Raw genomic sequence first — 24,620 nt, 5'->3', positions numbered from 1 at the left:
CGATAGTACCCCCTGTTGATTCTTTTGTTTTTTAAATAATATGAAAATTTAGTTCATTTTACTAGATCCCTCTTCCACCGTCTACATTCATGACCTCGCCCGTGACAATTTTGGATAGATCAGAAGCCAAATAGAGAGCCGCCTGCGCGATATCCTCCGGCTGAATCAACATGCCCAATGGAACACTGCTGATGAAAATATCTTTTTTCCCGGCCTCTACTTCCGCTTCATCTCCATTGATAAACTTACCCAGCATCGGTGTCTCTGCCGGCCCTGGATTGATGACATTGACCCGGATTTGAAAAGGAGCGAGCTCAATCGCCAGTGCTTTGCTCAACATGATAGCGGCCCCTTTGGACGCGCAGTACGCATTCAGCCCCGGACGGGCTCTGATCCCAGCAATCGAAGCGATATTGATGATGCTGCCTTTCCCCTTCTCCTTCATGTAGGGAACCGCATGCCTTGTCGTCAAAAAGATCGACTTCGTGTTCACAGACATGATGCGATCCCACTGCTCCAAGGTCAGCTCCTCAATGGGTGTAAACGCTTGGGGAACACCCGCGCAGTTGACCAGGACATCGATCGAGCCGTATGTTTCGAGCGTTTCCTTCACGAGTGCAGCGACGCTCGTATCGTCTGCCACATCCGTTTGCACCGCATGACCTTTTCCTTGTGGCAGCTCTTGAGCGACCACTACTGCCGCCTCTTTGTTCAAATCAGCCAGGATGACGTTGGCTCCCTCGTCCGCAAAAAGCTTCGCAATGGCCTTGCCCATTCCTGACGCGGCCCCTGTTACAATCGCCGTTTTTCCTTGCAAAAGTTGCCCGCTCATAGGTTGATCACCACCATTCGCTCTTCTGTCATCTCTTCGACTGCGTAACGCGGACCTTCCTTGCCCAGTCCGCTGTTTTTGATTCCGCCGTAAGGCATGACGTCATTGCGATAGGTCGATACGTCGTTGATCACCACGCCACCGTACTCCAGCACGCGTGCTGCTTTCATTGCGACGTTCAAATCACGGGTAAAAATCCCCGCCTGCAAGCCGTACTCCGAATCATTCGCTTGTGTAAAAGCATCTTCAAGGTCACTGTACGGAATGATCGTAACGACAGGCGCGAACACTTCCCGGCAAACCACCTTCATCTCTGGTCTTGTATCCACCAACACAGCGGGATAGAAGAGTGCCCCTTCCCGTTTGACAGGCATGAGCGATCTTGCCCCTTGGCTAATCGCTTCCTGTACCCATTCCTCTGTACGGCTCGCCTCTTTTTCACTGATCATTGGGCCGACATCCGTCTCCGGATCTTCCGGGTTCCCTACCTTCAATTGATGGACATGCGAGATATACAAGTCACTGAACGTCTGCATAACCGATTCATGCACGTAAATGCGCTGGACAGCAATGCATGCTTGACCAGCATTGTGAAAGCTGCGGGCGGCTGTTTGACGGGCTGCCAGCTCCAAATCTGCATCGAGGTGAACGATATTGGGAGAGTTGTTGCCCAGCTCCAGCGCAACGGGACGCATGCCACTTCGCTCCTTGATGCGGCGACCGACTTCTCCTGACCCGGTAAAGGTGTACATGGCGATGCGCTCTTCATCGAGCAGCCATTCCCCTACCTGACTGCCTGCCCCTGTCACGATATTTACATAGCCTTTTGGCAGGCCTGCTTCCTCCAGAATCTCCACCAACAGAAAGGTTGCGATAGGCGTGACTGTAGCTGGCTTAACCACCAGTGTATTTCCTGCGGCAAGCGCTGGCGCGATCTTGTGCGTGCTGAGCAGCAAGGGATAGTTAAACGGCGTAATGGCACCGATTACTCCCTTTGGCACCCGAATGGTAAAGCCCAGACGGTTTTCCGAGCCTTCTGTTGCTTGCAGCGGAATCATTTCCCCGTGAATTTTCTTGGCTTCCTCTGCCGACAAGCGCAGTGTATTGATCGTCCGATCCAGCTCATTCATCGCGTCCTTGCGCGTTTTGCCCACTTCGCGAATCAAGGATCGCTCCATCTCATCCCGGCGTTCCTCCATTAGCTCAGAGGCTTTCAGCAAGATTTTGTATCGTTGAAAAGGAGTCAATTTATCTGCCTTAAACGTCTCCCACGCAGCTTCCACCGCTTCTGTTACATGGTGCTGACAGGCCTTGGAAATACTCGCGATGCACTCGCCCGAGTACTTGTGAAGGACGGGAATGTAGCTCTCTGTTTTCACCCATTCTCCGCCGATGTACAAATCATACGATCTCGCTTCCATGTCCTCTTCCTCCCTTATATTTATCTCGTTGTTTGATAGATGTGGCGAACGATTTCGTCTCCCAATTCTTTTGTTGTCGCCGTCCCCCCAAGATCAGGAGTGAGCACCTTGCCATCTTGCAACACGTTTTCGATAGCGTTCATGATGACAGCACTGAGCTCTGGCAGATCGAGATGATCCATCATCATGGCGAGGCTCCATACTTGTGCGATTGGATTGGCGATTCCTTTCCCCGCAATATCTGGCGCAGAGCCGTGAATGGGCTCAAACATCGATGGATACGTACGCTCCGGATTGATGTTCGCAGAAGGAGCCAAGCCCAAACCTCCGACAATCGCTGCCCCGAGATCGGTCAAAATGTCCCCAAACAAGTTGCTCGCGACAACGACATCAAACGTTTCTGGTCGCGTGATGAAATACGCAGCAAGTGCGTCGATATGATACAGATTGGTCTGGATACCTGGGTATTCCTGACTGACTTCCTTGACGATCTCATCCCAAAACGGCATGGAATGGTTGATGCCGTTGGACTTCGTAGCCGCGGTTACGCTCTTTTTCGAACGTTTTTCCGCCAGTGCGTAAGCGTATTTGAGGATGCGCTCTGTGCCGTACCGGGTAAATACGTTGTTCTGCACCGCCATTTCGTACGGTGTCCCCTGGTGCATGCGCCCTCCCATATTGGAGTACTCACCCTCCGTATTCTCCCGCACCACGACGAAATCGAGATCGGCATGCCCTTTATAGCGAAGAGGGCTTTCCAGACCTTTGAGCAGCTTGACCGGGCGAAGGTTCACATACTGCTGGAATGCCCGCCGAATCGGCAAGATCAACTCCCATACAGAGACATGGTCTGGAACCTCGGGCGCACCAATTGCACCAAGTAGAATCAAATCATAGTCTTTTAAAATATGGAGTCCATTCTCCGGCATCATTTTGCCGTGTTGGAGATAGTAGCTACAGTTCCAATCCATGACATCACGAGCAAACCGAATGCCGCCGTGACTCTCTTCTATGGCTCCCAACACCTTCAGGCCTTCTTCCATGACCTCGGGACCGATTCCGTCTCCTGGAATTACTGCAATGGAATAGTGAAGCAACAGTCTCCCTCCTAAAAATCTAAATTTTTTGACTTTATTCAACACTATCCACTTGCATGATTAATGCCAAGCTTCGTATCGTGCACCCTGACCGGAGAAAAGTCTTCTATCCCTTCCTTCCATGCCTCACTCGCCTGGTAACATTGCAAAACAACGCAACAAAATGTTGCAACACGCATTGCAACATTTGTTCACGCCAAGCTATACTGTTTCATCCATTATGACTCTTCTTGATGGATCGGGGCTCCAATCTGGTATTCTTCTATTTTGCGGTATAGGGTATTTCGACCGATTTGCAGCATTTTAGCCGCCTTACTGACATTACCGCCACTTTTTTCGAGTGCCTTTTTGATCGCTCTTCTCTCTGTTTCACGTAGCGAAGGAATAGCATGATCCGAAGTCTCAGGCGAATCGACTTCCATCAACCCCTCCAGCTGAATATGATCGCAAGCAATGGTGTCCCCCTCTGCCAAAAACACCGCTTGAATCAGCACTCCTTGCAGTTCCCGGATATTGCCCGGCCACGAATAAGCACACAGCTTATCCTTTGCCTCGGTGGTTAGTATGTACGGTTGTTCTATGTCGATTTGCTGCAATAGATGCTCCGCCAACTGGATGATATCACTGCGCTTTTTCAATGACGGCAAATGAATGGAGACCCCTTTGAGCCGGTAGTACAGGTCAGCCCGAAAACGTCCCGCCTTGATCTCCTCTGACAGGTTTCGATGCGTAGCGGCAATGATCCGTGCATAAATAGGGCGTGATTGATTGCTCCCCACTGGGGTGACGACCTTTTCCTGCAAAACGCGCAGAAGTGCCGCTTGCGCACGCAAAGACATATCCCCGATCTCATCCAAAAAGATCGTGCCCTTTTTCGCCGCTTCAAACTTTCCGATTCTTCCTTCCCGATGTGCCCCTGTGAATGACCCACTTTCATATCCAAACAATTCGCTCTCGATTAAATTTTCTGGAATCGAACTACAGTTCACTGCGATAAAAGGCTCATGCGCGCGCGGACCTGTCTCATGGACCATTTGAGCGAACAGCTCTTTTCCTGTACCGCTTTCCCCCAATATGATTACCGGAAAATCTACCTGCGCTGCCTTTTGTCCGAGCATCTTTGCCTGCATGAAGAGCGGGCATGAACCAGCTAGACGCGGAAACGGCTTCAGCTGTTCTTTGGGTGCCGCAGACCAAAAACGCGGGCGATGATCTTTCACATTACGACCAGCACGCTCTTGCTCCGCACTTACTCTTGTTCCCAAGGCTTCCTTTCCGAGCTGCTGCTGCGCGACCTCATTTAGGCCCACGATACGCTCGTCCCGATCCAAGCCGACGAGTGCCAGCTTTCTTCGACCCTCTCCAGGGCTTGATAGAGTTGGTAAGGCAATCACGCGCTCCGCATCTGCTAACAAAAAGCGGTTTTGCAGAGCCTCTGCGATCATGCAAGCAATTGTTAGGGCAAACGGATGGGAATATTCTTTACGCGTACTAATGTCAATGATGCCCAACAGCTCACCCGCAGGTGAAAAAATAGGTGCCGCTGAGCATGTAAGAAAGCGATTTTCCAAGAAGTAGTGTTGCTCTCCCTGTACCTGAATCGGCTGTTGTGCGATCAGTGCTGTCCCAATCGCATTGGTTCCTTTATAATCTTCTGTCCAGTTCGCTCCGATTTGCAACTGTACTTTTTGTGCCTGGTTGGCGAAGACTGGGTCCCCGATCGTTTGAATAATATTTCCTTCCCGGTCAGACAAGAGTGCAATGTGCTCTGTCGATAACAAAAAGGGAGCAAGCTTGTTAAAAAGCGGGAGACTTTCGCGAATCAGAGGGTGATTATCCTGAATGATTTCTTTGATTCGTCGGGCAGAAATGATTTGATCATTGGCCTTCTCCGTAACCTTGAGGTTCGATTCCTGACAGCGCTTCCAAGATTGCTGAACAATCGTCGACAACACGATTCCCTCCCCCGAAAATCATTCCCTCTCAGTATAACATGAGAGTCTTTGCTATAGAAAAACCAGTCGAACCACGAGCACATTTGTCCCAATACGGAACACGACATGATCCATTATGGAACAATTTCTACCTTCATCCGCTCAAGAAAACGCTGTCATTTGGAGCTTTTCACGTTGGTACGAGACTTGCTTTTAGAGAGGGCTGTAAAGAAATATGTGATAAATGAGGAGGCGCTCGCAATGATCTATGCTCAGCCCGGCCAAGCTGGTTCCAAGGTGACTTTCAAAAATCGTTATGAAAACTACATCGGGGGTAATTGGGTTCCGCCAGTAAAAGGTGAGTATTTCGAAAACGTATCACCTGTAACAGGCAAGGTCTTTTGCGAGGTAGCCCGCTCGACAGCCGATGATATTGAGCTGGCACTGGACGCTGCCCATGAGGCAAAAGACGCGTGGGGTCGTACCTCTGTTGCACAGCGCGCGAATATTTTGTTAAAAATCGCGGATCGGATGGAAGCTAATCTGGAGATGCTGGCAAACGCAGAGACGTGGGAAAACGGCAAGCCTGTTCGTGAAACACTCGCGGCTGACATCCCGCTGGCGATTGACCATTTCCGTTACTTCGCCGGAGCGATCCGCGCGCAAGAAAGTACACTCGGTGAAATCGATAATGATACCGTCGCTTACCATTTCCATGAGCCACTCGGTGTCGTTGGTCAAATTATTCCGTGGAACTTCCCGCTCCTCATGGCTACTTGGAAGCTGGCTCCAGCCTTGGCTGCGGGCAACTGCGTCGTCCTCAAGCCTGCGGAGCAAACACCTGCATCCATCATGGTGCTGATGGAGCTGATCGGCGACCTGCTCCCTCCTGGCGTCATCAACGTCGTGAACGGCTTCGGTCTGGAAGCGGGTAAACCTCTCGCTTCAAGCAACCGCATCGCGAAAATCGCCTTTACGGGTGAAACGACGACAGGGCGTTTGATCATGCAATACGCTTCCCAAAATATCATTCCGGTAACGCTGGAGCTGGGCGGAAAATCGCCAAACATCTTCTTCCCGGATGTGGCTGCAAAAGACGATGCCTTCTTTAACAAAGCGATTGAAGGATTCGTACTGTTTGCGCTCAACCAAGGCGAGGTTTGCACATGCCCATCCCGCGCACTCATTCACGAAAGCATTTACGACCAATTCATGGAGCGTGCCCTGCAACGCGTAGCCAATATCAAGCAAGGAAATCCGCTCGATACCGATACGATGATCGGCGCACAGGCTTCTTTGGAGCAGGTAGAAAAAATCCTCTCCTACCTGGATATCGGCAAACAAGAAGGAGCCGAATGCCTGATTGGCGGCGCTCGTGCACAGCTTGCAGGTGATCTCGAGGGCGGCTACTACATCCAGCCAACTGTCTTTAAAGGCCACAACAAGATGCGCATCTTCCAGGAAGAAATCTTCGGTCCGGTCGTCTCCGTAACGACATTCAAGGATACAGATGAAGCGCTCGCCATGGCAAATGATACGCTGTATGGCTTGGGTGCTGGTGTATGGACACGCGACACGAATACTGCCTATCGCATGGGCCGCGAAATCCAGGCTGGTCGCGTGTGGACCAACTGCTACCACGCTTACCCAGCTCACGCAGCATTTGGCGGCTACAAAATGTCCGGTATTGGCCGCGAGACACACAAAATGATGCTGTCTCACTACCAACAAACGAAAAACCTGCTGGTCAGCTACAGCGATCAAGCTCTGGGCTTCTTTTGATCAATGAGCCAGCCTGAAAAAGTGCTCGCGACAGATGCTGCACTGGCACTAATTGAACGGCTTCGCGCCAAACACGGTGACCTGATGTTTCACCAGTCAGGGGGCTGCTGCGATGGCAGCTCCCCCATGTGTTACCCACTCGGAGAATTTCTCGTGGGTGAGCAGGACGTCCTGTTGGGCGAAATCGGTGGTTGCCCGTTCTACATGGGCAAAGCGCAGTATGAGTATTGGAAGCATACGCAGCTCATCATTGACGTCGTGAATGGGCGGGGCGGAATGTTTTCGCTGGAAGGACCCGAGGGGGTACGCTTCCTCACGCGTTCACGGGTATTTCCAGACATGGAACCGGAATAAAAGAAAGACCGCTCCTGCCTTTTTGCTGGCTGGAGCGGTCTTTTTTTTGCTTGGATGACTATCTCGATTTTTTGCGAGAGGTACGATTTGCAGGAGCATTGCTTGCTCGATTGCCTTGTTTTGCATTCGGGCGTGCTGAGCCGCGTTGAGCAGCTACTGGCTTGCCCTTGGAATTGCTCGACTTGCGTTCGAACCCACCTGTTGCTCGGTTACCATCCTTTGGCTTGCGATCGAAGCCACCTGTTGCTCGGTTACCGTCCTTTGGCTTGCGATCAAAGCCACCTGTTGCTCGGTTACCGTCCTTTGGTTTACGATCAAAGCCACCTGTTGTTGCTCGTTTACCATCCTTCGGTTTGTACTCAAACCCACCTGTTGTTGCTCGGTTACCGTCCTTCGGCTTGCGCTCGAACCCGCCTGCTGCACGGTCTCTGCCTTTCGCCTTGCTCTCAAAGCGACCTTCTACGCGTTCACGTTTCCCTGAATTACGCTCAGAACTGCCGCCTTTTGATTGACGTCTTCCATCTCCATCACGACGCTCTCTAGAGCCTTGCTGTCTTCCTTCAGCGGACTTTCCTATCCCTCTTGCCTCTCTGCCCTGCTTGTCCCCGCGCCGATCTGCTTTCTCGGCTCGCTCCCTCTCAGGCTTTTGCTTTTTCTGATCGCCCGACTCTCCACGATCCATTTCACGCCGCTCCAGAGACAGATTGATCCCTTCTTCAATCTCCCTGAGCTGCCCCCAATCCTTCGCCGCTACCAAGGTAAAAGCGGTCCCTTTTTCCTTGGCTCGCCCCGTTCTGCCAATCCGGTGTATATAGCTGTCCACATCTTCCGGGATATCATAATTGAAAACGTGCGTGACTCCCTCGACATCAAGCCCGCGCGCTGCCACATCCGTTGCAACCAAGTACTGAATCCTGGCCTCACGGAATCGCTTCATGACATCCTCGCGCTTCGCCTGTGACAAATCGCCGTGCAGCTCGTCAGACATATAATCGAGACCTTGCAGCTCTGCATTTAACTTACTGGCTCTGCGCTTTGTTCGGCAAAAGATCACCGCCAGAAACGGCCGTTGTTCATCCAGCAGACTGCACAGCGTAGCTTGCTTCGCACGATCTGTGGTCTCCACTGCAATTTGGCGAATATCATCTAACGTAATTCGCTTGCCCTGCACTTTGATGTTTTCCGGCTTTTGCATAAAGCGCTTCGCAAGTGCTTGCACCTGCTCTGACATAGTGGCCGAAAACAGCAAGGTCTGTTTTTCAAAAGGCGTATTTGCCATAATATCTTCTACCTCAGGCAAAAAACCCATATGAAGCATTTGATCCGCCTCATCCAGGACAAACATCGAGACTTGCGATAAATCAATCGTCCCTCTTCGCAGATGATCCAGCAAACGTCCCGGTGTCGCGATGACCACATGTATTTTTCCTTTCAGCTTTCTCAGTTGCTGATTGACATCTTGTCCACCATAAACCGCGAGTACTTGGATGTCTTCCAGCTTTTCCGTCAGCTTCTTTACCTCTGCCGTAATTTGCAAGGCAAGCTCCCGCGTAGGGGTAAGAATCAACGCCTGAACATGCGTCGCTTGTGGATCTGCTTTTTCCAAGATCGGCAGGACAAATGCGAGTGTCTTCCCGGTTCCCGTCTGTGCTTGCGCGATTACATCTTTTCCTTCCAGCACAACAGGAATTGCTTTTTCCTGAATCGGTGTAGGCTCGGTAATCCCGTTTGCTTGCAGAGCATCTATCAGTTCCTTATGTATTCCCAATCTCAAAAAATCAGTCAGTTTCGCCATCTCCATTCATAAATCGATCCATTATTACTTCGTACATACTGCCATGCCGATAAAGTATCGTACGCCATCGCGAGGTGTTTTTTCAAACGTAACGCCTCTCTGATAATACATATCCACGTCAGAATAGCGTACAAACAGCTCCGCGAACTCTTCCGGCGTCAGCTGATGAACATGGAAGGGCTCACTCGTCTGCATGCCCCGCCCTCTGCCAAATGGACTGGACAGCACGAGCGTACCACCTGGTTTCAGCATCCGATACAAGTTATCCATAAACAGCAAATCGTCTGCGACATGCTCAATCGTCTCAAAGCTCAAAATCGTATCAAACAACCCCAATTGCTCGGGAAGCGCCGGATCAAGTGCGTCACCCTGCTGATACGTAATCTTTTGATGGTTGTATTCCCGATTGGCATAAAATATCGTCGCCTCATCGTTGTCGACTCCGATCAATTCCGTCAGCTCTCGTTTTCGATCCTTTGCGATCATATGACATCCGTAGCCGGTACCGCAAGCGATATCCAACACTCGACCTTTTACATAAGGTGCGGCAAAATAATATCTGGCTATATGTTCCAGTAGCATGCCATTCGTAGATTTTAACAGCTTGGGGATGATTCTCTCCCCTGTCCATTCCAGCAAAGCCATCACCAATTTTCTCGTATTCTTCCTCACATCTTACCTTATTTATCGGCTTGATCCTATCAGCTAGCATTTCCTGAACACGGTTTATTAAGAAATTTGTAAGACATTTCATTACTGTTTTGTTAGAGCTGGGCGTTAAGATAGTACCATGAATGCATTCATAAGGTGGGACGAATCATGACCAAATATCAAGTCCTCGTAGTCGACGACGAGGCTGAAATCCGCGAAGCAATCGAAATCTATCTCAAAAATGAATCCATGACCGTATTCAAGGCTAGCAATGGACAGGAAGCGCTGGACGTACTGGAACGCGAAGAGATCCAACTCATCCTGATGGACATCATGATGCCAAAAATGGACGGAATGACTGCCACCTTTCAAATTCGCCAGAAAAAAAACATCCCGATCATCATGCTGTCTGCCAAGTCGGAGGATACCGATAAAATTCTCGGGCTCAACATCGGTGCCGATGACTATGTGACGAAGCCTTTTAATCCCTTGGAGCTCATCGCCAGGGTCAAATCTCAGTTAAGACGTTTTACCAATCTGGGAAGCGCTCAAATGACAGAAGATGAGATTCAGGTGCGCGGCTTGACCTTGAACAAAAGCACAAAAAATGTAGCGATTGACGGTAACGAGGTCAGGCTGACTGCTACCGAGTACAAAATCTTGGAGCTGTTAATGGAAAACAAGGGACGGGTATTTTCGATCGAGGAAATTTATGAACGGGTCTGGAGAGAGCCTTATATGAACGCGGAAAACACGGTGGCCGTCCACGTGAGACGCATTCGGGAAAAAATAGAGATCAACCCGAAGGAACCTAAATACTTGAAGGTGGTATGGGGAATTGGATACAAAATCGAAAAATAAACGCTTTGCGGTGCCCGTGCTCATTGTTATGATCGTGAGTATTTCGCTCGCTCTCCTGACAATGGCCGATCTGTACCATAAACGCGAGAACCTCCAAGAGGATAATTACTTTCAAAGCTCAGGCTTCAATCGTGAATTAGAGACATTTGCCGAGCTGGTGAAAAACGTTCATGTAGATTATGCAGATTACACTCCAGGAAAGCTCGACGAGAAGACAGCGAATCAGCTCAAAAAAGAGCATGAGGAAACCCTCCGGTCGATTAAGGAAAATAACCAGTTCTCAGATATGATAGAACGGGCAAAAAGTGAGGGTGACAACGAGAGAGTCGCCCAATTAACCGAAGAACATTCACGTAGCTTACAAGAAGACATCGCACGAGCAACTTCGCATTATCAGGAGCAGGTGAACAACAGAATCGCCGAAAGAGATGCTGAGTACGAGGAACGAAAAAACAGCCTCACTCTTCGAAGCGGCTCCTTCAAATACTATGTCACCGATAAAAAGAACAACAAAGCTTACACCAATCTCCCTCAAGAGCCTACAGAATGGGAACTGGCCCGATATGCGCGCCATACAATCAACCTCCCGAATACGAACGGAGATTTGGAAAGCATCAATCGCACTTATCAACTAAATCAACTAAGTGGTATCTTGTATGTCCCAAAAGAACCAGACGGATATAGTCAGGTCCACACAGATGCACTGTACTACGATTCCATTCGGGATCGGCTGATTGCCGAATTTGTCCTGCTCGGGGGCACTCTGCTCATTCTTGCACTCTGCTTCTGGTATTTGCCTGTCAGCAAAGCGTTAGAAGTACCGATAGTAGCGAAAAGCCTGGCAATGTTCCGTTTTATCCCGTTGGATATTCGAATGGCGCTGTCGTTCATACTTGGCATTACGTATTTCATTATGATCGCAAACACGCGCTTTTTCTTCTTACCAATTGATGCTGAGCATTTCTTCACCCTTGCGTTCGTTTCGTTGTTTACTGCTTACCTGCTTCTACAATTCATGGAGGCATGGCTTATGTACAACCAACCTGAGAGATTTACGCAGCAGTGGCAAAAGAGTATCCTTGCCAGACAACGTGTCCTTCTTCAAGAGAGCTACACCAATCGTGGCATGTTCTTCAAAGTATCCACGTTGTTCATCCTGACTGTCATGTTCGGGATGAGTATCGGTTTCGGATTCGTCGGGCTTGTCGAAGGGTCTGGTGGCTTACTGTTTTTCAGCTTTTTGTATGGCATGTTTTACATGACCGTGGTTTTCCCATACACTCTACGCCGCTTGGGACTGATGAACCGCATCATGCACGGTGCCTCCGAAATGGCTGGAGGCAATCTGAACGCTACGATTCAAAAGGTGAAAAAAGGGAAGTTATCTGATCTCGCGCACTCTCTCAACAACATCACAAAGGGACTCAAGCACGCGATGGAAGAGCAGATGAAAAGCGAGCGCATGAAATCCGAATTGATCACAAATGTTTCCCATGATTTAAAAACACCACTGACGTCGATTATTAACTACGTTACCCTGCTCAAGCAGGAAGATTTGACACCTGAGGAACGCAAGAGCTACGTCGATGTCTTGGATCGAAAAGCAGATCGACTGCGCGTCCTCATCGATGACCTGTTTGATGCAGCGAAAATGTCTAGCGGCGCGGTTGAGCTGAATATCGAGCAAGTGAATGTAGCCTCCCTACTCAACCAATCCATCGCTGAATTCAGTGACAAAATCGAGCAATCGACGCTCACTTTCCGTGTAACGACGGAACAGCCAAAGATCGTCGCCCCTCTGGATGGCAAGAAAACCTGGCGCGTATTTGAAAATCTGATCGGCAACGCTCTGAAGTATTCCATGGCGAATACACGCGTCCTGATCCATTTGGCAGAGACACAGGATGAGGTCATCCTGACGTTCAAAAATGTCTCCGCCTATGAAATCGACTTTGATGCACAGGAACTGTTTGAACGGTTCAAGCGCGCTGATCAATCCCGACATACTGAAGGCTCCGGCCTCGGCTTGGCTATCGCAAAAAGCATCGTAGAATTGCAAGGCGGCAGGCTGTCGATCGATATTGATGGCGATTACTTCAAAGTCACGGTTGTATTCCGCAAGCACGCGTAAGGATCAAATAGGAAAGCCAGTGCCCGTTCGTCAGGCACTGGCTTTATTACGTGGTTTTCACCCTGTTAGATGGCAAAGTTCCTTTCAAATAGGGACTCAATACTGGCAGCCACTTCTTGCTCGTCGGCACCCTCCACCTCAAACATAATTTCATCTCCGGTCTTTGCCCCCAGAGCCATTACGCTGAGGATGCTTTTGCCATTCGCCTGCTTGTCATTGTAGATCATCTTGACCGACGAGCTGTATTGATTGAGCAGGTTCACCAAGACAGAAGCAGGGCGAGCATGGAGACCTCCACTCACAGCTACTTCCAGATTCATTCGGATCAATTTCACGCCTCCCTTCCTGTCCTTCTGCTTATCATGCAAGTTCAAAAAATCGTCTTTTCAGCACCGAACCTCTTACAAGAAAAACTTCTCAATGACTTCTGCTACCCCATGCCGATCGTTCGTTTCCGTGACATGCCGAGCCAGCTGTTTCAGATCATCAGGAGCATTTCCCATCGCCACACCCATTCCGGCGAATTGGAGCATCTCTGCATCATTGTAATTGTCACCTACAGCAACGATCTCGTCAGGCTGAATCGCAAGCCTCTCACTCACTACCGCTAGACCACTTGCCTTGGAGATGCCCACAGGCAATATTTCCAAATTATTCGCGCCCGATGCCGTCACGCGAATCCCCGAAAGCTCGGCTTTCTCCAACTCTTGTCTTGCTGCCAACAGACGCTTCTCGTCGCCCGTGACGAATATTTTTGGAGCACACACTTCATGTTTTCGAACGTATCCTGCTATCAACCGCGAAGCCTGGATTTTGAGCGGGTATTGATTTTTCCAGAGCTGGCGCAGTGTCCAAGCATTTAACAGTGGAAACAAGTCCGTCCACTTCCATGTGCGATTCGTGACAGCATAAGACTCATGCAGCAGCATGACATCCAAGCCATGCGATACGAGTATATCTGTAATCCTCGCCGCTATCTCATACGGAATACGCTGTACATACAGCACCTGATCCGTCTTGGGATCTGCAACGTATGCGCCATCATGGGAAACAAGTGGTGCACTGATCTGGAACTGCTGCGCCAACGATTTGGCCGATGGGTATGCCCTGCCGGTTGCCAGTGTGACGTGGACTCCTTGCTTCACTAACTGGGTAATGGCCCGCTCTGTTACTTTGGATAAGGTATGGTTCGACATCAAAATCGTTCCGTCCACATCCAAGGCGAGGAGTTTGTATTTCACACGAGTCCCATCCTTATGTGACGGGCTTGAAAAACTGGGGCAGATGCTCCTTGTGCGCCTCCAGCATCTCATCGAGTATTTTTTTTGCGATCACGTCAGACGACACCAGCGGGTTAATATTCATCGCCAACAGCGCCTTATGGTAATCACCCGTTACAGCTGCCTCAGCTGCCACTCGCTCAAACGATTTGATTTGCTGTACGAGTCCACGCACGGGAACAGGCAAATCACCAACAGCCAAAGGAATCGGTCCTTCTCTTGTAATGACGCAGTTCACTTCGACTGCCGAATCATCCGGAATGCTGGCAATGGCTCCATTGTTGCGAACATTTACCGTCTGGATATCGCGCTTGTCGTTGTAAATGGAGTAAATGAGATTGCAGGCAGCCTCACTGTAGTAGGCACCGCCACGCTTCTCCAACTGCGGAGGCTTGATATCTAAGTCCGGGTCTTCGTAGAGCGCGAATAGCTCCGCTTCCACCTGCTTGACCACTTCAGCACGCGTACCCTTCTGCTCCGCTTCTTCCAGCTCATGCTCAAGCATCGTGCGGGTCTGGTAGTAGTAACGATGATACGGACACGGGAGAATCCCCAATGCTTTGATGAAATCTTTATCCCAACCAAGGTCCAAAATATTTTGCATCGTAATACCCGATTGGTCGCCCGTTATCTTATCGATTACCTGGGAAATGACGTTTTCCCCATCCAGGTACACACCCAGTCCGAAGATCATATGATTCAGTCCGGCAAAATCAATGTGAACCCGTGATTGCTCGACCCCTAAAACAGTGGCAACACCCATTTTCATCCCAATGGGAACATTACACAGTCCAATGACCTTTTTGCGGTTGGTATGTCGTAGCACTGCCTCTGTGACCATACCAGCCGGATTCGTGAAGTTAATCAGCCAAGCATCTGGACATAGCTCTTCCATGTCACGACAAATGTCCATAATGACCGGAATGGTACGCAAGCCTTTGAACAACCCGCCGGGACCATTGGTTTCCTGACCGATTACACCGTATTTCAAAGGAATACGCTCATCCTTGATCCGCGCTTCCAAGAGACCCACGCGCATTTGTGTTGTAACAAAATCTGCGCCCGCAAGTGCTTTCCGCCGATCCATCGTCAAATGGATCTCGATAGGCACCCCGGCCTTCTCTACCATCCTTTTTGCCAGGGCGCCTACTGTTTGCAGCTTTTTCTCGCCCTCCGGAATATCCACGAGCCACAACTCTCGGACGGGCAACTCATCGTAGCGCTTGATGAAGCCTTCCACCAGCTCAGGTGTATAGCTAGACCCTCCACCGATCGTTACAATTTTGATTCCGCTCATACTCCTGCCTCCTTGCCTTCATGGATTTGGCTGTACAGCTCTACAAACTCCGTAGCCAAATCCTTGACTGTTATCGCGTTCATCAAATGATCCTGGGCGTGAATCAAGAGCATGCTGATCTCAGTCTTTTCGCCCGCTATCTCCTTTTGGATAAGTGCCGTTTGATTTTGGTGTGCACGACCGAGCTCTTCTCCTGCACGCTTCAACGCATCCTCTGCGCCTGACAAGTCTCTATTTTTTGCCAGAGCGATCGCTTCCATTGCCAGACTCCGCGCGTTTCCTCCGTGAAGTATTAGTTGAAAAATAACGTCTGTATGGTCCAAATCTATCTCCACCTATCCAAGTTCGCTAAAAGTCACGAGCTGTATTTTTTGATCACGAATGTATTGCTTTAACTCTGCTGCTGTTAAGATTTTCAATTCTGTGGTTCGTTGCTTTGCGTATGAACTACCTGTCAGTACCGCTTCGTCCAAATAAGCAGGATGCGTCATGATCTCAACTACAGGATAATCTGCCATACCCTCTACGATTCTGACGAAGGATTGTACGGTTAGGTCATCTCCATAAAAATGATGAGAAAAGCCTTCTGTCGTCAAAACACTCGACTGGTCTCGCTGCTCCTCCGTCCCGGACATCCACGGATAGCGAACTGGCACTCTATATTCCTCTGCCAGCTTCAGAACAATTGGCAGAACGGCTGGATGTGCATGCACATGATGATGGCTGTCAATGTGTGTCAACGTAAGCCCCGACGCCACGAAAGCCCCTAGTTGAGCGCGAAGCTCCCGCTCAATCTCCTCCGGTACAGCGGCAACCAAATGATCTTGCCCGCGTCGAAAACGCCCCTCTCCATCCGTTAGCGATGGTACATCCTGACTAACTGGCGATCCGCATGTGAGTACCAGATGAATGCCTACTCCGAGCGTTGGATGTTCTTTGGCCAGCCCTACAGCGTGCTCGAACCCCTCCATATTGACCATCAAGGTCGTAGAAGTAACGACTCCTTCCCGATGCGCTTCGACGATACCCAGATTGACGCCTTTGGAATACCCAAAATCGTCTGCATTCACAATCAGTTTCATAGATAGCCTCTCCTCTAGCGATTACATAGTCACAGCTGTATCGGAAGCAGTACCAGCTTTTTCTTCACTTACCTTTTGTTTATCCCACAAGCGGAAGAACGGATAGTAGATCGCGAGCGAGATGAGGAAGTTCACGGCTTGAAGAACCATTCCCGATACTTTTCCGCCTGTAGCCAAATATCCGCTTACAAATAATGGTGTCGTCCACGGAACAGATACTCCGCTTGGCTTTGCTACCCATCCGAGCGACATCGCAAAATAGCTGATAAGGACCAATATGACAGGGGTAATCACAAACGGAATAATCAAGAGGGGGTTCATAACGATCGGCATTCCGAAGATGACCGGTTCATTGATGTTAAACAAACCAGGTCCGATCGAGAGTCTACCGATGTTTTTCATCTGTTTGCTTCGTGCCATGAATACCATCAGGACAACGAGAGCCAAAGTGGCACCTGATCCCCCTGCATATATCCACATGTCAAAAAATTGCGTGGTGACGACGTTCGGCAATTCACCGTTTGGATTTGCTTGAAACGCCGCTCTGTTCTGGTCCATCAGTGTCAGCCAGATTGGACTCATAATGCCACCGACTATCGCCGCACCATGCAAACCAACTGCCCAGAGCACATGAATAAGCAACACGCATATGATGGCGCCAATCAAGCTGCTACCGACCACACTCAATGGTCCGACAAGCAAATCTTTTACAATATTATGAATACTCTCAAAAGAAGTGTTTTCCAGAAGAATCCGAATCAGCCAGACAACGATAAGCACTGCACCCGCAGGGATCAATGCCACAAACGAACGAGAAACAGCAGGGGGAACTCCGGGTGGCATGGAGATGACGATTTTCATTTGGATAATTTTGCGGTAAATCTCGGTTCCTAAAATCGCCAATATCATGGCTACAAACAATCCCTGGCTACCCATCAGCGTGAGAGGAATGACTCCGCCAACTTCTTGGGCTGCACTCGCTCCTTCCGGGGTGAACATGATTTTATACGGAGTAGCGAGCAAGAAGGAAGCGACAGAAATCGCTCCAGCCGACAGCGGATCGACCTTGTATTTCTCTGCTAGTCGGTAGGCGACGCCAAAACTGACAATCAATCCCATGACGTCAAAAGTAGCGCCTACCGGATACAGCAGCTTCGTCCGCCATTTTTCGCCGAAAATACCACCCATGAATTCGTCATAACCAGGTATCGGTATGAAGCCAATAATGAGGAACAGTGAACCAATGATCAACAAAGGCAAAGTAAGGATAATTCCGTCACGAATGGCCTGCAGATGCTTTTGTTCCGCCATTTTTCCTGCTATCGGCATCATGCGGTTTTCCATAAATGAAACAAATCCGCCCATACGCATCCCCCTCCTACTGTTTTAGACGAAGTGCAAATTCAAGCACGTTTTTCCCGTTCAACGTTCCGTAATCAACGGTACTGATCACGTCTACAGGAATTCCTCTGGATGCCCCTTCTTTTTTCATCTCTGTCAGCTTGTAACGAACTTGTGGCCCCAACAAGAGCACTGCTGCTTGATCAATATGATTTTTCACATCATCTGCGGAAACTGCCCATATTTTAGCGTCCAACCCTTTTTCTCTGGCAGCCTCCTCCATTTTTTGAACCAGCAAGCTTGTCGACATACCCGCTGCGCAACACAATAAAATATTCATTGATTGTACCCCCTCCTCTCGACGAGTGATGCCTTATTGTAAGAGCAAGTTACGTGCCAAAACACCAAAAAATGTATGCGCTTACCAAAAAAACCGCATGGTTAGGCATATTTCGCGACCTCATCGCCTGTCATCCCCATTAGTGTTTTTATGTAAGCGCTGTAGTGTTTGATTTTGAATATGGAAAAGACAAAAAATAAAACACTGGTTACGCCAGTGTTTTATTGTGTATGAAGAAATTCATGATAAAACAAACGTCGTCTTCGCTGATCACTACCTCATACTTGTCTTCCAGCGGCAACAATTCATGTCGGATTAAGCTGTACAGCTTGCGGTTCTCCAGCAAAAAACTGTCTTTTTGAATATACGCCACTGATTGCGTCCCTGCTTTCAAGCGATCAACCAAGCAGCAGATGTGCAAGTAGGCCCCAATTCGCGTGTCAAAAACCAAAGAATTGTTCAGTCGCTCCTCCATACGGCCGACACACATCCTCACGTCAGCGAGAATATCTTGTCCCTCTACCATTTGCAGGTGCTCCCCCAGCGACTCTTGCATCTTCAGATAGGCCTCTTCCAGATCGATCACTTTCTGGATATCAGACATCGCCTCTCCGTTCAAAACATCGTCCATGCTATGGTGGCGCAACTCGCGGTCGAGAATGTAATTGCTCACCACGAAGAGAATTTTTCTCTCCTCTTTGATTTTTCGAAGCTGACTGCGGGCCTGTGCCTTATCGATCAGTTGCAGCGGCACAAATTCCAGCAGGTTATCATCGTACCTGAGCCTTGATTCCAGCAGCTTTTTCAAAAACAAGGCACTGCCTTCTCCAGACAGGCAGGCTGCGACGATCGTCAGCGCCGGAACATGCTTTTGCGCCTGTTCTTTCGGCTGCTCCTCCCGCTGGTAGAGTGAAATGCCCAAGACATCTCGGTAAACGTCCTCCAGTGAATGACCGAGCATCGCCTTTCGAGTGGCCTCGATCACATGTGGCGTGCTGACCATCGGAATGACTTTGACCGGAATGCCCATCTCCCGCTCGATGATCTCGCCAAAGCCGAGCAGCGACCCCATATCTACGAGCAGCAGCAATCCAGCCTTGCTCCCGATCTCTCTGGCTACTTTCAGTGCTTTTTCCAAAACACTCATGGAATCTTCTTCGAGCGGCAGGTCGATGGCTCTCGCATATTGTGTGACCAGCAATCGGTTCGTCACATCGACCATCGCTGTCGCACCGCCGCTGCCGTGCGTAATCACGAGCACCCCGATTGTTTCCCGTTCTTCCTCCATGCTGACATCGTCGAGCACGAAAAACATGGTCAAATATCCAGCCTCACCAATCGGCAGATCCATGAGTATCGCTTCTTCTATCATGCGCACGCACTCTAGCGCCACAGCAAACTCTTTCTTGTATTTGATTCGCACATGGTTGATTTGCGGATTTACGATCTGCTTACCTTGTGCGAGGCGCTCTTTCGATGTCTGAATATGCAGCGCGAGACCAAAGATTACCTTCTGGCTCAAAATCTTCTCCAGCTTGGCCTCTGCGAAGCGAACGATCTCTTCCACGAGGTGAATGATGAACGGGTCGATAATCCGGGCCATGTCGCCTTTATTTACACGTTGATGGACGCCTTTGATAAAGGTCGTAAAATAATTCTCGATGTCAAACTCCAATTCTTCTTCACTCACACCGAGGTTTTGCAGTTCATATATTTTTTGCTCGATTTTTTCATAGACACTGTCCGTCGTATCGCCTGTTTCTCGCCCGATCCAGATGCCCTCTTTTGATGGCTGCACGACAAAGCAATTGTGCTCCGTCCCGATGATTTCATCTAGCTCCTGCTTGTAATCCTTCACCAAAAGCAGCCCTTGCTTCACATGATGCGGCAGGTCCTGAACCGACACGTGCAGCTGATTCTTTTTTAACGAAATGAATTCGGCATAGGCGCTGGCGCAGGTGAGCTGAATATCCGTTTTTAACTGTCCAATGTTATTCGGGCAGTGATAGCACAAAAATGCCTGCACAGCATTGGCCGATATCTGAATCTCTCTCCCCAACCGAAAAGCCTCTTCTTGAAAAATCTCCATCGTAATACTAAAACGCTCTTCCAAGCCACGCTCAACCAAAGAGGGCAGCTTGATGACCATGGGAATACGCCTCATGAACGTTTTTAAGAGACTCGACTCCGGATTTTCTGTCGTGGCCATCACAATCTGGACGTGAGCCGTCCGCTCCATCTCTGTTTCCCCTACGCGACGGAATATGCCCTTATCCATAAAGGTAAAAAAGATTTCCTGTCCTTCCGCTGGCAGCCGATGCACTTCATCGAGAAAAAGAATGCCACCGTCTGCCTTTTCCACTAGTCCTTTGCGGTCCATCTCCGCTCCGGTATACGCCCCTTTTTTGACTCCGAACAATTGACTGATTAAGAGCTGCGGGTTATTAGCATAATCGGCGCAGTTAAAAATCACGAAAGGAGCATGCTTATCCAGGCGCCCAATATCAACGGCAAACTCGTGAATCATCCCAGCAAACCACGATTTGCCCACGCCGGTTTCCCCCAAAATCAAGCAATGCATCCCTCGCGGCGGATACAAAACGGCCGCCTTTGCCTGCTCAATACGCGTGATCAAGCTCTTGTTGGTTTTCGCCAGCCTGTCCAGCGACGTCTCCGCCAAATAGAGCGAATCGTTTCCTTGCTTGGCAAAAAACAGCGTCGGACGCCCTTCTTCCTTCTCGATTCTGCCTTCCTTCCACAAACGGTTCAAATCACTGCTCACATTCGCTCGACTCAAACCAAGCCGCTCAGCCAACTCTGAAGCGCTTACTTTTTTATCAGGACCAGCGTCTACTAACGTCTGGAATATTAAATCTAATCGTTTCACTCTATCACCCGCCGTTGAATAGATAGAAAGTCACGAAATGCACAACCAATCCTTTTCAATTCCACGAATATTTGGAAAAACCTGCTTTCCTATGAATATGATGGGCATATATACGTCTTTGTAAAAAAGGCCAATCTTGTCGTAAACCAAGATCAGCCTTCCATTTCCTTACTTTTTACACATTGACTTGTTGAATCGCTTGTCTCATGTCCAACGTATTGTCATTCATCGAACTGGACGCCTCGTGTACTTGCTTCATCATTTCTAGGTTCTGATTCGTTAGCATTCGAATTTGATTCGTTTGCTCGGTGACTCGGCTTGCAATCTGTGCAATGCTGTTGACAGTAGCCGCCACTTCTTCTGACCCCGCGGACAGCTCCTCCGTTGTAGCCGATACTTCCTGCACCTGTTCACTGACGAGTCGGAATGCCTGGACTGCATGCAGGAAGGATTGTTCTGCTTCGAGAGAAAGACCGACACCCGTTTCGATTTCTCTTGCCACGTTTTCCATTTCCTCACTGATCTTCTCTGACTCCCTGCAAATTCTGTCTAGCAAAGCTGCAATTTGATGCACGGACGTTGCAGAGGCGTCCGCCAGCTTGCTCACCTCTTTGGCCACCACTGTAAAGCCTAGACCGTGCTCTCCCGCTCTAGCCGCTTCAATCGAAGCATTCAGGGCCAAAATCTTGGTTTGCTCGGTGAACCCGCGAATCGTACCAAGTACGTTTTCAATCTGATTGGAATCGTGCTTCAATTGCAAAGCAATGTCCAATGTCTGTGCAGCTGAAGCCGAAATATCTTTCATTTGGCTATTCATTCTTTTCATCGCGAAATCGCCAGAATGAGCCATCTCGAGAGCATGGACAGAAGCATCCGATACGGTTGCAGATGACTCTGCAATTCGGCTAATGCCCACCGTAATTTCTTCGATGGCAGTGGCACTGTCGGCTGCACTTTTCATCTGCGAATTGGCTCCTTCGTATATCGCCTTTACATTTTCATTCACATGCTGGCCCATCTCAAGCAAATGATCTGCGCTATTGGCTAAATCCTTCGAAGATACAACCAACTGATCAGAGGTCTTCTCCATATTGACAACCAAGCCACGAACACGGCTATGCAAGTTTTCGGACATGGTGAGCATCGCCTTATACACCGTACCAATTTCATCCTCGGAACGAACGGGCTTTTCTCGCAAAATAGCCCCTGCTTTCGCCAAATCCCCCAATGCCATTTGCTCGGCACTCGCCCTTACCGTATGTAATGGCCCCAACGCTCGTTGCACAAACCAGACAATCGCTCCAATTGCCGCAAGCATGATGATAAGCAAAAACACATACACAGGAGTACTTTTCCAGATCACGTTCGTTACGAGCTGCTCATACACAGCGACATCCGTATCTATACCCAGTGCGCCAATCACGGAACCACTGGCGTCCTTCACCGGAGCATAGGCAGATATGTACGTCCCATACTCTGGATTTTCGATGATCGGAGAGCTTGCCTTTTGACCAGCCATAACTGCCTGAACAGCTGAAGGAGGCATATCTGTCACTTCATTGATTGGGGAGGCGGAAGGGTCATTTGGCGGGCGTCCATCAATCATAATTTTGGGAACCTGGTTCTCGTCAAACCGCACGAAATACACGTAGATGGCCCCAATTTGCGTTCGAAACACATCCAGCTCTTTACGTAACGACCAATAAAACTCGGTCTCCTCTGGCTGCCTTAAAAATTCAGCGTATCGATCAGTATTCATTTGAGCCGCGTAGCTCTCCACAATACGCAAATTGTAGCTATTGATTCCATCCTCCACAGCGGATCTGGTCTGCACAAACTGTGTAACAACACTTCCCGCCGCAAGTAAGATCAAAACGGCGATGATGACACACAAAATACGGACAATTAAATGCTTTTTCATGAATGATACCATCCGCTCGCTTCTCCCCCGTGCCTTATGATGAACAAATGATGACGCTTACTTTTAATTGCACGATTACCATCATAGGCGATTTCGGAGATTACGGATAGATATGTATATTCTGAATATAAACACCTGCACGCTTGTCCATCCTTTAATTTTTCCGTGTCCTTTGACTTATGTACGATATAATAGATAAATAATGATTGACAGGAGATAGCAAATCCATGATGGTTTTCATCTTGTTTACCATATGGGCATTAGGTCTGTTCGTACTGTTCACAGACCCGAAACGAACGTCGATCCGCTGGGCTTGTGCGACTGCCTTTGTTGGGGCTGGAGGCTTTATCTCAGGCGTGATTGACGAGACGATCATGCCCTATTTTGCAGATTACCTGGCCGCAAAGCCTGGGATCACGAACACCCTGATATTGGTAAGCCGCATCTCTTCTTTTGTTTGCCAAGTGGGTTTGCCCTACACGTTTCTCATGTTTGCTGTACACTCAACTGAATTTTTGTCTCGCAGAGTAAAGCTGACGATACAATACGCTGCTCTCATCCTGCCGCTTGGGATGCTTTGGATTACACCCGTTTATCCCGAGCTGCTTTTTAACTACTGGATTATGGTGGCATGGGTGATTCCGTTTTTTCTGTTCTCCTGTACGCTGCTTGTCGTGCAGTACATGCGAGAAAAAGACCCACTCGTGAAAAAGAACAGCTTTTTCACGAACGTACTCATCATCATTCCGTTGTTTTTCGTCTTTATTTTCATCTACATCATGCGTATCCAGAACGATTACGAGGCTTGGCGCTACAACATGGTCGTGGTCACGATCCAGTTTATCCTGATCGTTGCCATCAGCTTGAAATACGGCTTCCTTGGCGTCCGTCTCCGCGTAGAAAAAAGACGTCTGGACAGTACCTTGCGCGCCTTGACTTCCGGTGCCCAAATCATTAACCATACGATCAAAAATGAAGTAGGCAAAATCTCGCTATATGCCGACCGTATCGAGACATATGCAGATGAAACCAACCAGCCGTCTCTAAAAGAAGATGCGCTTGTCCTGATGCAATCCTCGCAGCATATGCTGGACATGATGAATCGGATTCAAAACCAGCTGCGGGACGTCGAGCTGCGCGAAGAACCATGTGACCCCGGCCAAATTATCGGGCAAGTCACACAAAATCTGACGCCCTATATCCTGAAGCAACAGGTAGAAGTCGTTAGTGAATTGGACGAAACACTTCGCTTGTATGGCGATGGAGTACAACTGCGCGAAGTCATCACCAACTTGTGCATGAATGCGCTGGAAGCCATGAAGGCGGGCGGCAAGCTTCATCTTCAGCTATTTTTGTCCTACAAGCATCTCATCATCACTGTCGCGGACACAGGCACAGGCATTACCAAAGAGAACCTGCCTCATGTACTCGATCCTTTTTTCTCGACAAAAAGGACAGGACAAAACTTTGGTCTTGGGCTCTCTTACTGCTACAACGTCATGCAAAAGCATCAGGGCCAATTGGAAATCTACAGTGAGCAAGGCAAAGGAACCACCGTTTTCCTGTTCTTCCCGAAAAAGCGCGTCATCATAACCGACTCTGAATAGCGAAAGG

General features: G+C 49.2%; 20 protein-coding genes. 5 read left to right on the top strand and 15 right to left on the bottom strand.

Features of this window, described 5'->3' with window-relative positions:
* Nucleotides 1-61: 61 nt before the first annotated feature.
* The 4 genes from HP399_RS02160 to HP399_RS02145 all read right to left on the bottom strand — a co-directional run bounded on the left by HP399_RS02160 (nucleotide 62) and on the right by HP399_RS02145 (nucleotide 5,302).
* Nucleotides 62-832, bottom strand: a complete 771-nt coding sequence (locus HP399_RS02160) for an SDR family oxidoreductase (RefSeq protein ID WP_173619861.1) — start codon at nucleotides 830-832, stop codon at nucleotides 62-64.
* Complete coding sequence (locus HP399_RS02155; protein ID WP_173619862.1) at nucleotides 829-2,253, bottom strand: aldehyde dehydrogenase family protein; 1,425 nt, start codon at nucleotides 2,251-2,253, stop codon at nucleotides 829-831. Before HP399_RS02155 ends, HP399_RS02160 begins: the two co-directional genes overlap by 4 nt.
* A gap of 20 nt (nucleotides 2,254-2,273) precedes the next feature.
* A complete protein-coding gene (locus HP399_RS02150; RefSeq protein ID WP_173619863.1) occupies nucleotides 2,274-3,350 on the bottom strand; it encodes a tartrate dehydrogenase in 1,077 nt (358 codons plus the stop codon).
* Nucleotides 3,351-3,568: 218 nt separating this feature from the next.
* Nucleotides 3,569-5,302: a sigma-54-dependent Fis family transcriptional regulator gene (locus HP399_RS02145; protein ID WP_173619926.1), complete on the bottom strand. Its 1,734-nt coding sequence runs from the start codon at nucleotides 5,300-5,302 to the stop codon at nucleotides 3,569-3,571.
* Nucleotides 5,303-5,545: 243 nt separating this feature from the next.
* Between HP399_RS02145 and adh the strand changes: the two genes are divergently transcribed.
* A complete protein-coding gene (gene adh / locus HP399_RS02140; protein WP_173619864.1) occupies nucleotides 5,546-7,066 on the top strand; it encodes an aldehyde dehydrogenase in 1,521 nt (506 codons plus the stop codon).
* A 3-nt stretch (nucleotides 7,067-7,069) separates the two neighbouring features.
* Complete coding sequence (locus HP399_RS02135; protein WP_017252554.1) at nucleotides 7,070-7,420, top strand: DUF779 domain-containing protein; 351 nt, start codon at nucleotides 7,070-7,072, stop codon at nucleotides 7,418-7,420.
* A gap of 58 nt (nucleotides 7,421-7,478) precedes the next feature.
* On the opposite strand, the gene HP399_RS02130 is transcribed toward HP399_RS02135, so the two are convergent.
* Both HP399_RS02130 and HP399_RS02125 read right to left on the bottom strand, forming a co-directional pair.
* Nucleotides 7,479-9,221, bottom strand: a complete 1,743-nt coding sequence (locus HP399_RS02130; protein ID WP_173619865.1) for a DEAD/DEAH box helicase — start codon at nucleotides 9,219-9,221, stop codon at nucleotides 7,479-7,481.
* Nucleotides 9,222-9,239: 18 nt separating this feature from the next.
* Nucleotides 9,240-9,860: a class I SAM-dependent methyltransferase gene (locus HP399_RS02125; RefSeq protein ID WP_173619866.1), complete on the bottom strand. Its 621-nt coding sequence runs from the start codon at nucleotides 9,858-9,860 to the stop codon at nucleotides 9,240-9,242.
* Nucleotides 9,861-10,034: 174 nt separating this feature from the next.
* Between HP399_RS02125 and HP399_RS02120 the strand changes: the two genes are divergently transcribed.
* Nucleotides 10,035-10,727 (top strand): response regulator transcription factor, encoded by a 693-nt coding sequence (locus tag HP399_RS02120; protein WP_173619867.1) that lies wholly within the window; start codon nucleotides 10,035-10,037, stop codon nucleotides 10,725-10,727.
* Nucleotides 10,705-12,858: a sensor histidine kinase gene (locus tag HP399_RS02115; protein ID WP_173619868.1), complete on the top strand. Its 2,154-nt coding sequence runs from the start codon at nucleotides 10,705-10,707 to the stop codon at nucleotides 12,856-12,858. The genes HP399_RS02120 and HP399_RS02115 overlap by 23 nt, the downstream gene beginning before the upstream one ends.
* A 65-nt stretch (nucleotides 12,859-12,923) precedes the next feature.
* On the opposite strand, the gene HP399_RS02110 is transcribed toward HP399_RS02115, so the two are convergent.
* The 9 genes from HP399_RS02110 to HP399_RS02070 form a co-directional block, all read right to left on the bottom strand.
* Nucleotides 12,924-13,187, bottom strand: coding sequence for an HPr family phosphocarrier protein (locus HP399_RS02110; RefSeq protein WP_007724557.1), 264 nt, complete (start codon nucleotides 13,185-13,187; stop codon nucleotides 12,924-12,926).
* 72 nt (nucleotides 13,188-13,259) lie between these two features.
* A complete protein-coding gene (locus HP399_RS02105) occupies nucleotides 13,260-14,099 on the bottom strand; it encodes a Cof-type HAD-IIB family hydrolase (protein ID WP_173619869.1) in 840 nt (279 codons plus the stop codon).
* Between the two features lie 13 nt (nucleotides 14,100-14,112).
* Nucleotides 14,113-15,435 carry a 6-phospho-beta-glucosidase gene (locus HP399_RS02100; RefSeq protein ID WP_173619870.1) on the bottom strand — a complete coding sequence of 441 codons (1,323 nt, stop codon included), beginning with the start codon at nucleotides 15,433-15,435 and terminating at the stop codon, nucleotides 14,113-14,115.
* Nucleotides 15,432-15,758, bottom strand: coding sequence for a PTS sugar transporter subunit IIA (locus HP399_RS02095; RefSeq protein WP_039960970.1), 327 nt, complete (start codon nucleotides 15,756-15,758; stop codon nucleotides 15,432-15,434). Before HP399_RS02095 ends, HP399_RS02100 begins: the two co-directional genes overlap by 4 nt.
* 12 nt (nucleotides 15,759-15,770) lie before the next feature.
* A complete protein-coding gene (gene chbG, locus HP399_RS02090; RefSeq protein WP_173619871.1) occupies nucleotides 15,771-16,517 on the bottom strand; it encodes a chitin disaccharide deacetylase in 747 nt (248 codons plus the stop codon).
* 21 nt (nucleotides 16,518-16,538) lie between these two features.
* Entirely contained in the window at nucleotides 16,539-17,882 is a 1,344-nt protein-coding gene (gene celB / locus HP399_RS02085) for a PTS cellobiose transporter subunit IIC (RefSeq protein WP_370642607.1), read from the bottom strand.
* 13 nt (nucleotides 17,883-17,895) lie between these two features.
* Nucleotides 17,896-18,198: a PTS sugar transporter subunit IIB gene (locus HP399_RS02080; RefSeq protein ID WP_007724569.1), complete on the bottom strand. Its 303-nt coding sequence runs from the start codon at nucleotides 18,196-18,198 to the stop codon at nucleotides 17,896-17,898.
* Nucleotides 18,199-18,406: 208 nt separating this feature from the next.
* The gene (locus HP399_RS02075; protein ID WP_173619873.1) at nucleotides 18,407-21,085 is read right to left on the bottom strand and encodes a sigma-54-dependent transcriptional regulator; all 2,679 of its coding nucleotides are present in this window, start codon (nucleotides 21,083-21,085) and stop codon (nucleotides 18,407-18,409) included.
* Nucleotides 21,086-21,260: 175 nt separating this feature from the next.
* Complete coding sequence (locus HP399_RS02070) at nucleotides 21,261-23,006, bottom strand: methyl-accepting chemotaxis protein (RefSeq protein ID WP_228088433.1); 1,746 nt, start codon at nucleotides 23,004-23,006, stop codon at nucleotides 21,261-21,263.
* 227 nt (nucleotides 23,007-23,233) lie between these two features.
* Between HP399_RS02070 and HP399_RS02065 the strand changes: the two genes are divergently transcribed.
* Nucleotides 23,234-24,613 carry a HAMP domain-containing sensor histidine kinase gene (locus HP399_RS02065; RefSeq protein ID WP_173619875.1) on the top strand — a complete coding sequence of 460 codons (1,380 nt, stop codon included), beginning with the start codon at nucleotides 23,234-23,236 and terminating at the stop codon, nucleotides 24,611-24,613.
* The last annotated feature ends 7 nt before the right edge of the window (nucleotides 24,614-24,620 follow it).

It is taken from the genome of Brevibacillus sp. DP1.3A (assembly GCF_013284245.2).
Classification (GTDB): Bacteria; Bacillota; Bacilli; order Brevibacillales; family Brevibacillaceae; genus Brevibacillus.
Note: the sequence above shows the minus strand (reverse complement) of the source record. Positions and strands in the feature narration are given on the sequence as shown.

Excerpts from the sequence above, each read along its gene's own strand:
- HP399_RS02160 (WP_173619861.1), bottom strand. The coding sequence starts at position 832 with ATGAGCGGGCAACTTTTGCAAGGAAAAACGGCGATTGTAACAGGGGCC.
- HP399_RS02155 (WP_173619862.1), bottom strand. The coding sequence starts at position 2,253 with ATGGAAGCGAGATCGTATGATTTGTACATCGGCGGAGAATGGGTGAAA.
- adh (WP_173619864.1), top strand. The coding sequence starts at position 5,546 with ATGATCTATGCTCAGCCCGGCCAAGCTGGTTCCAAGGTGACTTTCAAA.
- HP399_RS02135 (WP_017252554.1), top strand. The coding sequence starts at position 7,070 with ATGAGCCAGCCTGAAAAAGTGCTCGCGACAGATGCTGCACTGGCACTA.
- HP399_RS02130 (WP_173619865.1), bottom strand. The coding sequence starts at position 9,221 with ATGGAGATGGCGAAACTGACTGATTTTTTGAGATTGGGAATACATAAG.
- HP399_RS02125 (WP_173619866.1), bottom strand. The coding sequence starts at position 9,860 with ATGGCTTTGCTGGAATGGACAGGGGAGAGAATCATCCCCAAGCTGTTA.
- HP399_RS02120 (WP_173619867.1), top strand. The coding sequence starts at position 10,035 with ATGACCAAATATCAAGTCCTCGTAGTCGACGACGAGGCTGAAATCCGC.
- HP399_RS02100 (WP_173619870.1), bottom strand. The coding sequence starts at position 15,435 with ATGAGCGGAATCAAAATTGTAACGATCGGTGGAGGGTCTAGCTATACA.
- chbG (WP_173619871.1), bottom strand. The coding sequence starts at position 16,517 with ATGAAACTGATTGTGAATGCAGACGATTTTGGGTATTCCAAAGGCGTC.
- celB (WP_370642607.1), bottom strand. The coding sequence starts at position 17,882 with ATGGGCGGATTTGTTTCATTTATGGAAAACCGCATGATGCCGATAGCA.
- HP399_RS02080 (WP_007724569.1), bottom strand. The coding sequence starts at position 18,198 with ATGAATATTTTATTGTGTTGCGCAGCGGGTATGTCGACAAGCTTGCTG.
- HP399_RS02070 (WP_228088433.1), bottom strand. The coding sequence starts at position 23,006 with ATGAAAAAGCATTTAATTGTCCGTATTTTGTGTGTCATCATCGCCGTT.
- HP399_RS02065 (WP_173619875.1), top strand. The coding sequence starts at position 23,234 with ATGATGGTTTTCATCTTGTTTACCATATGGGCATTAGGTCTGTTCGTA.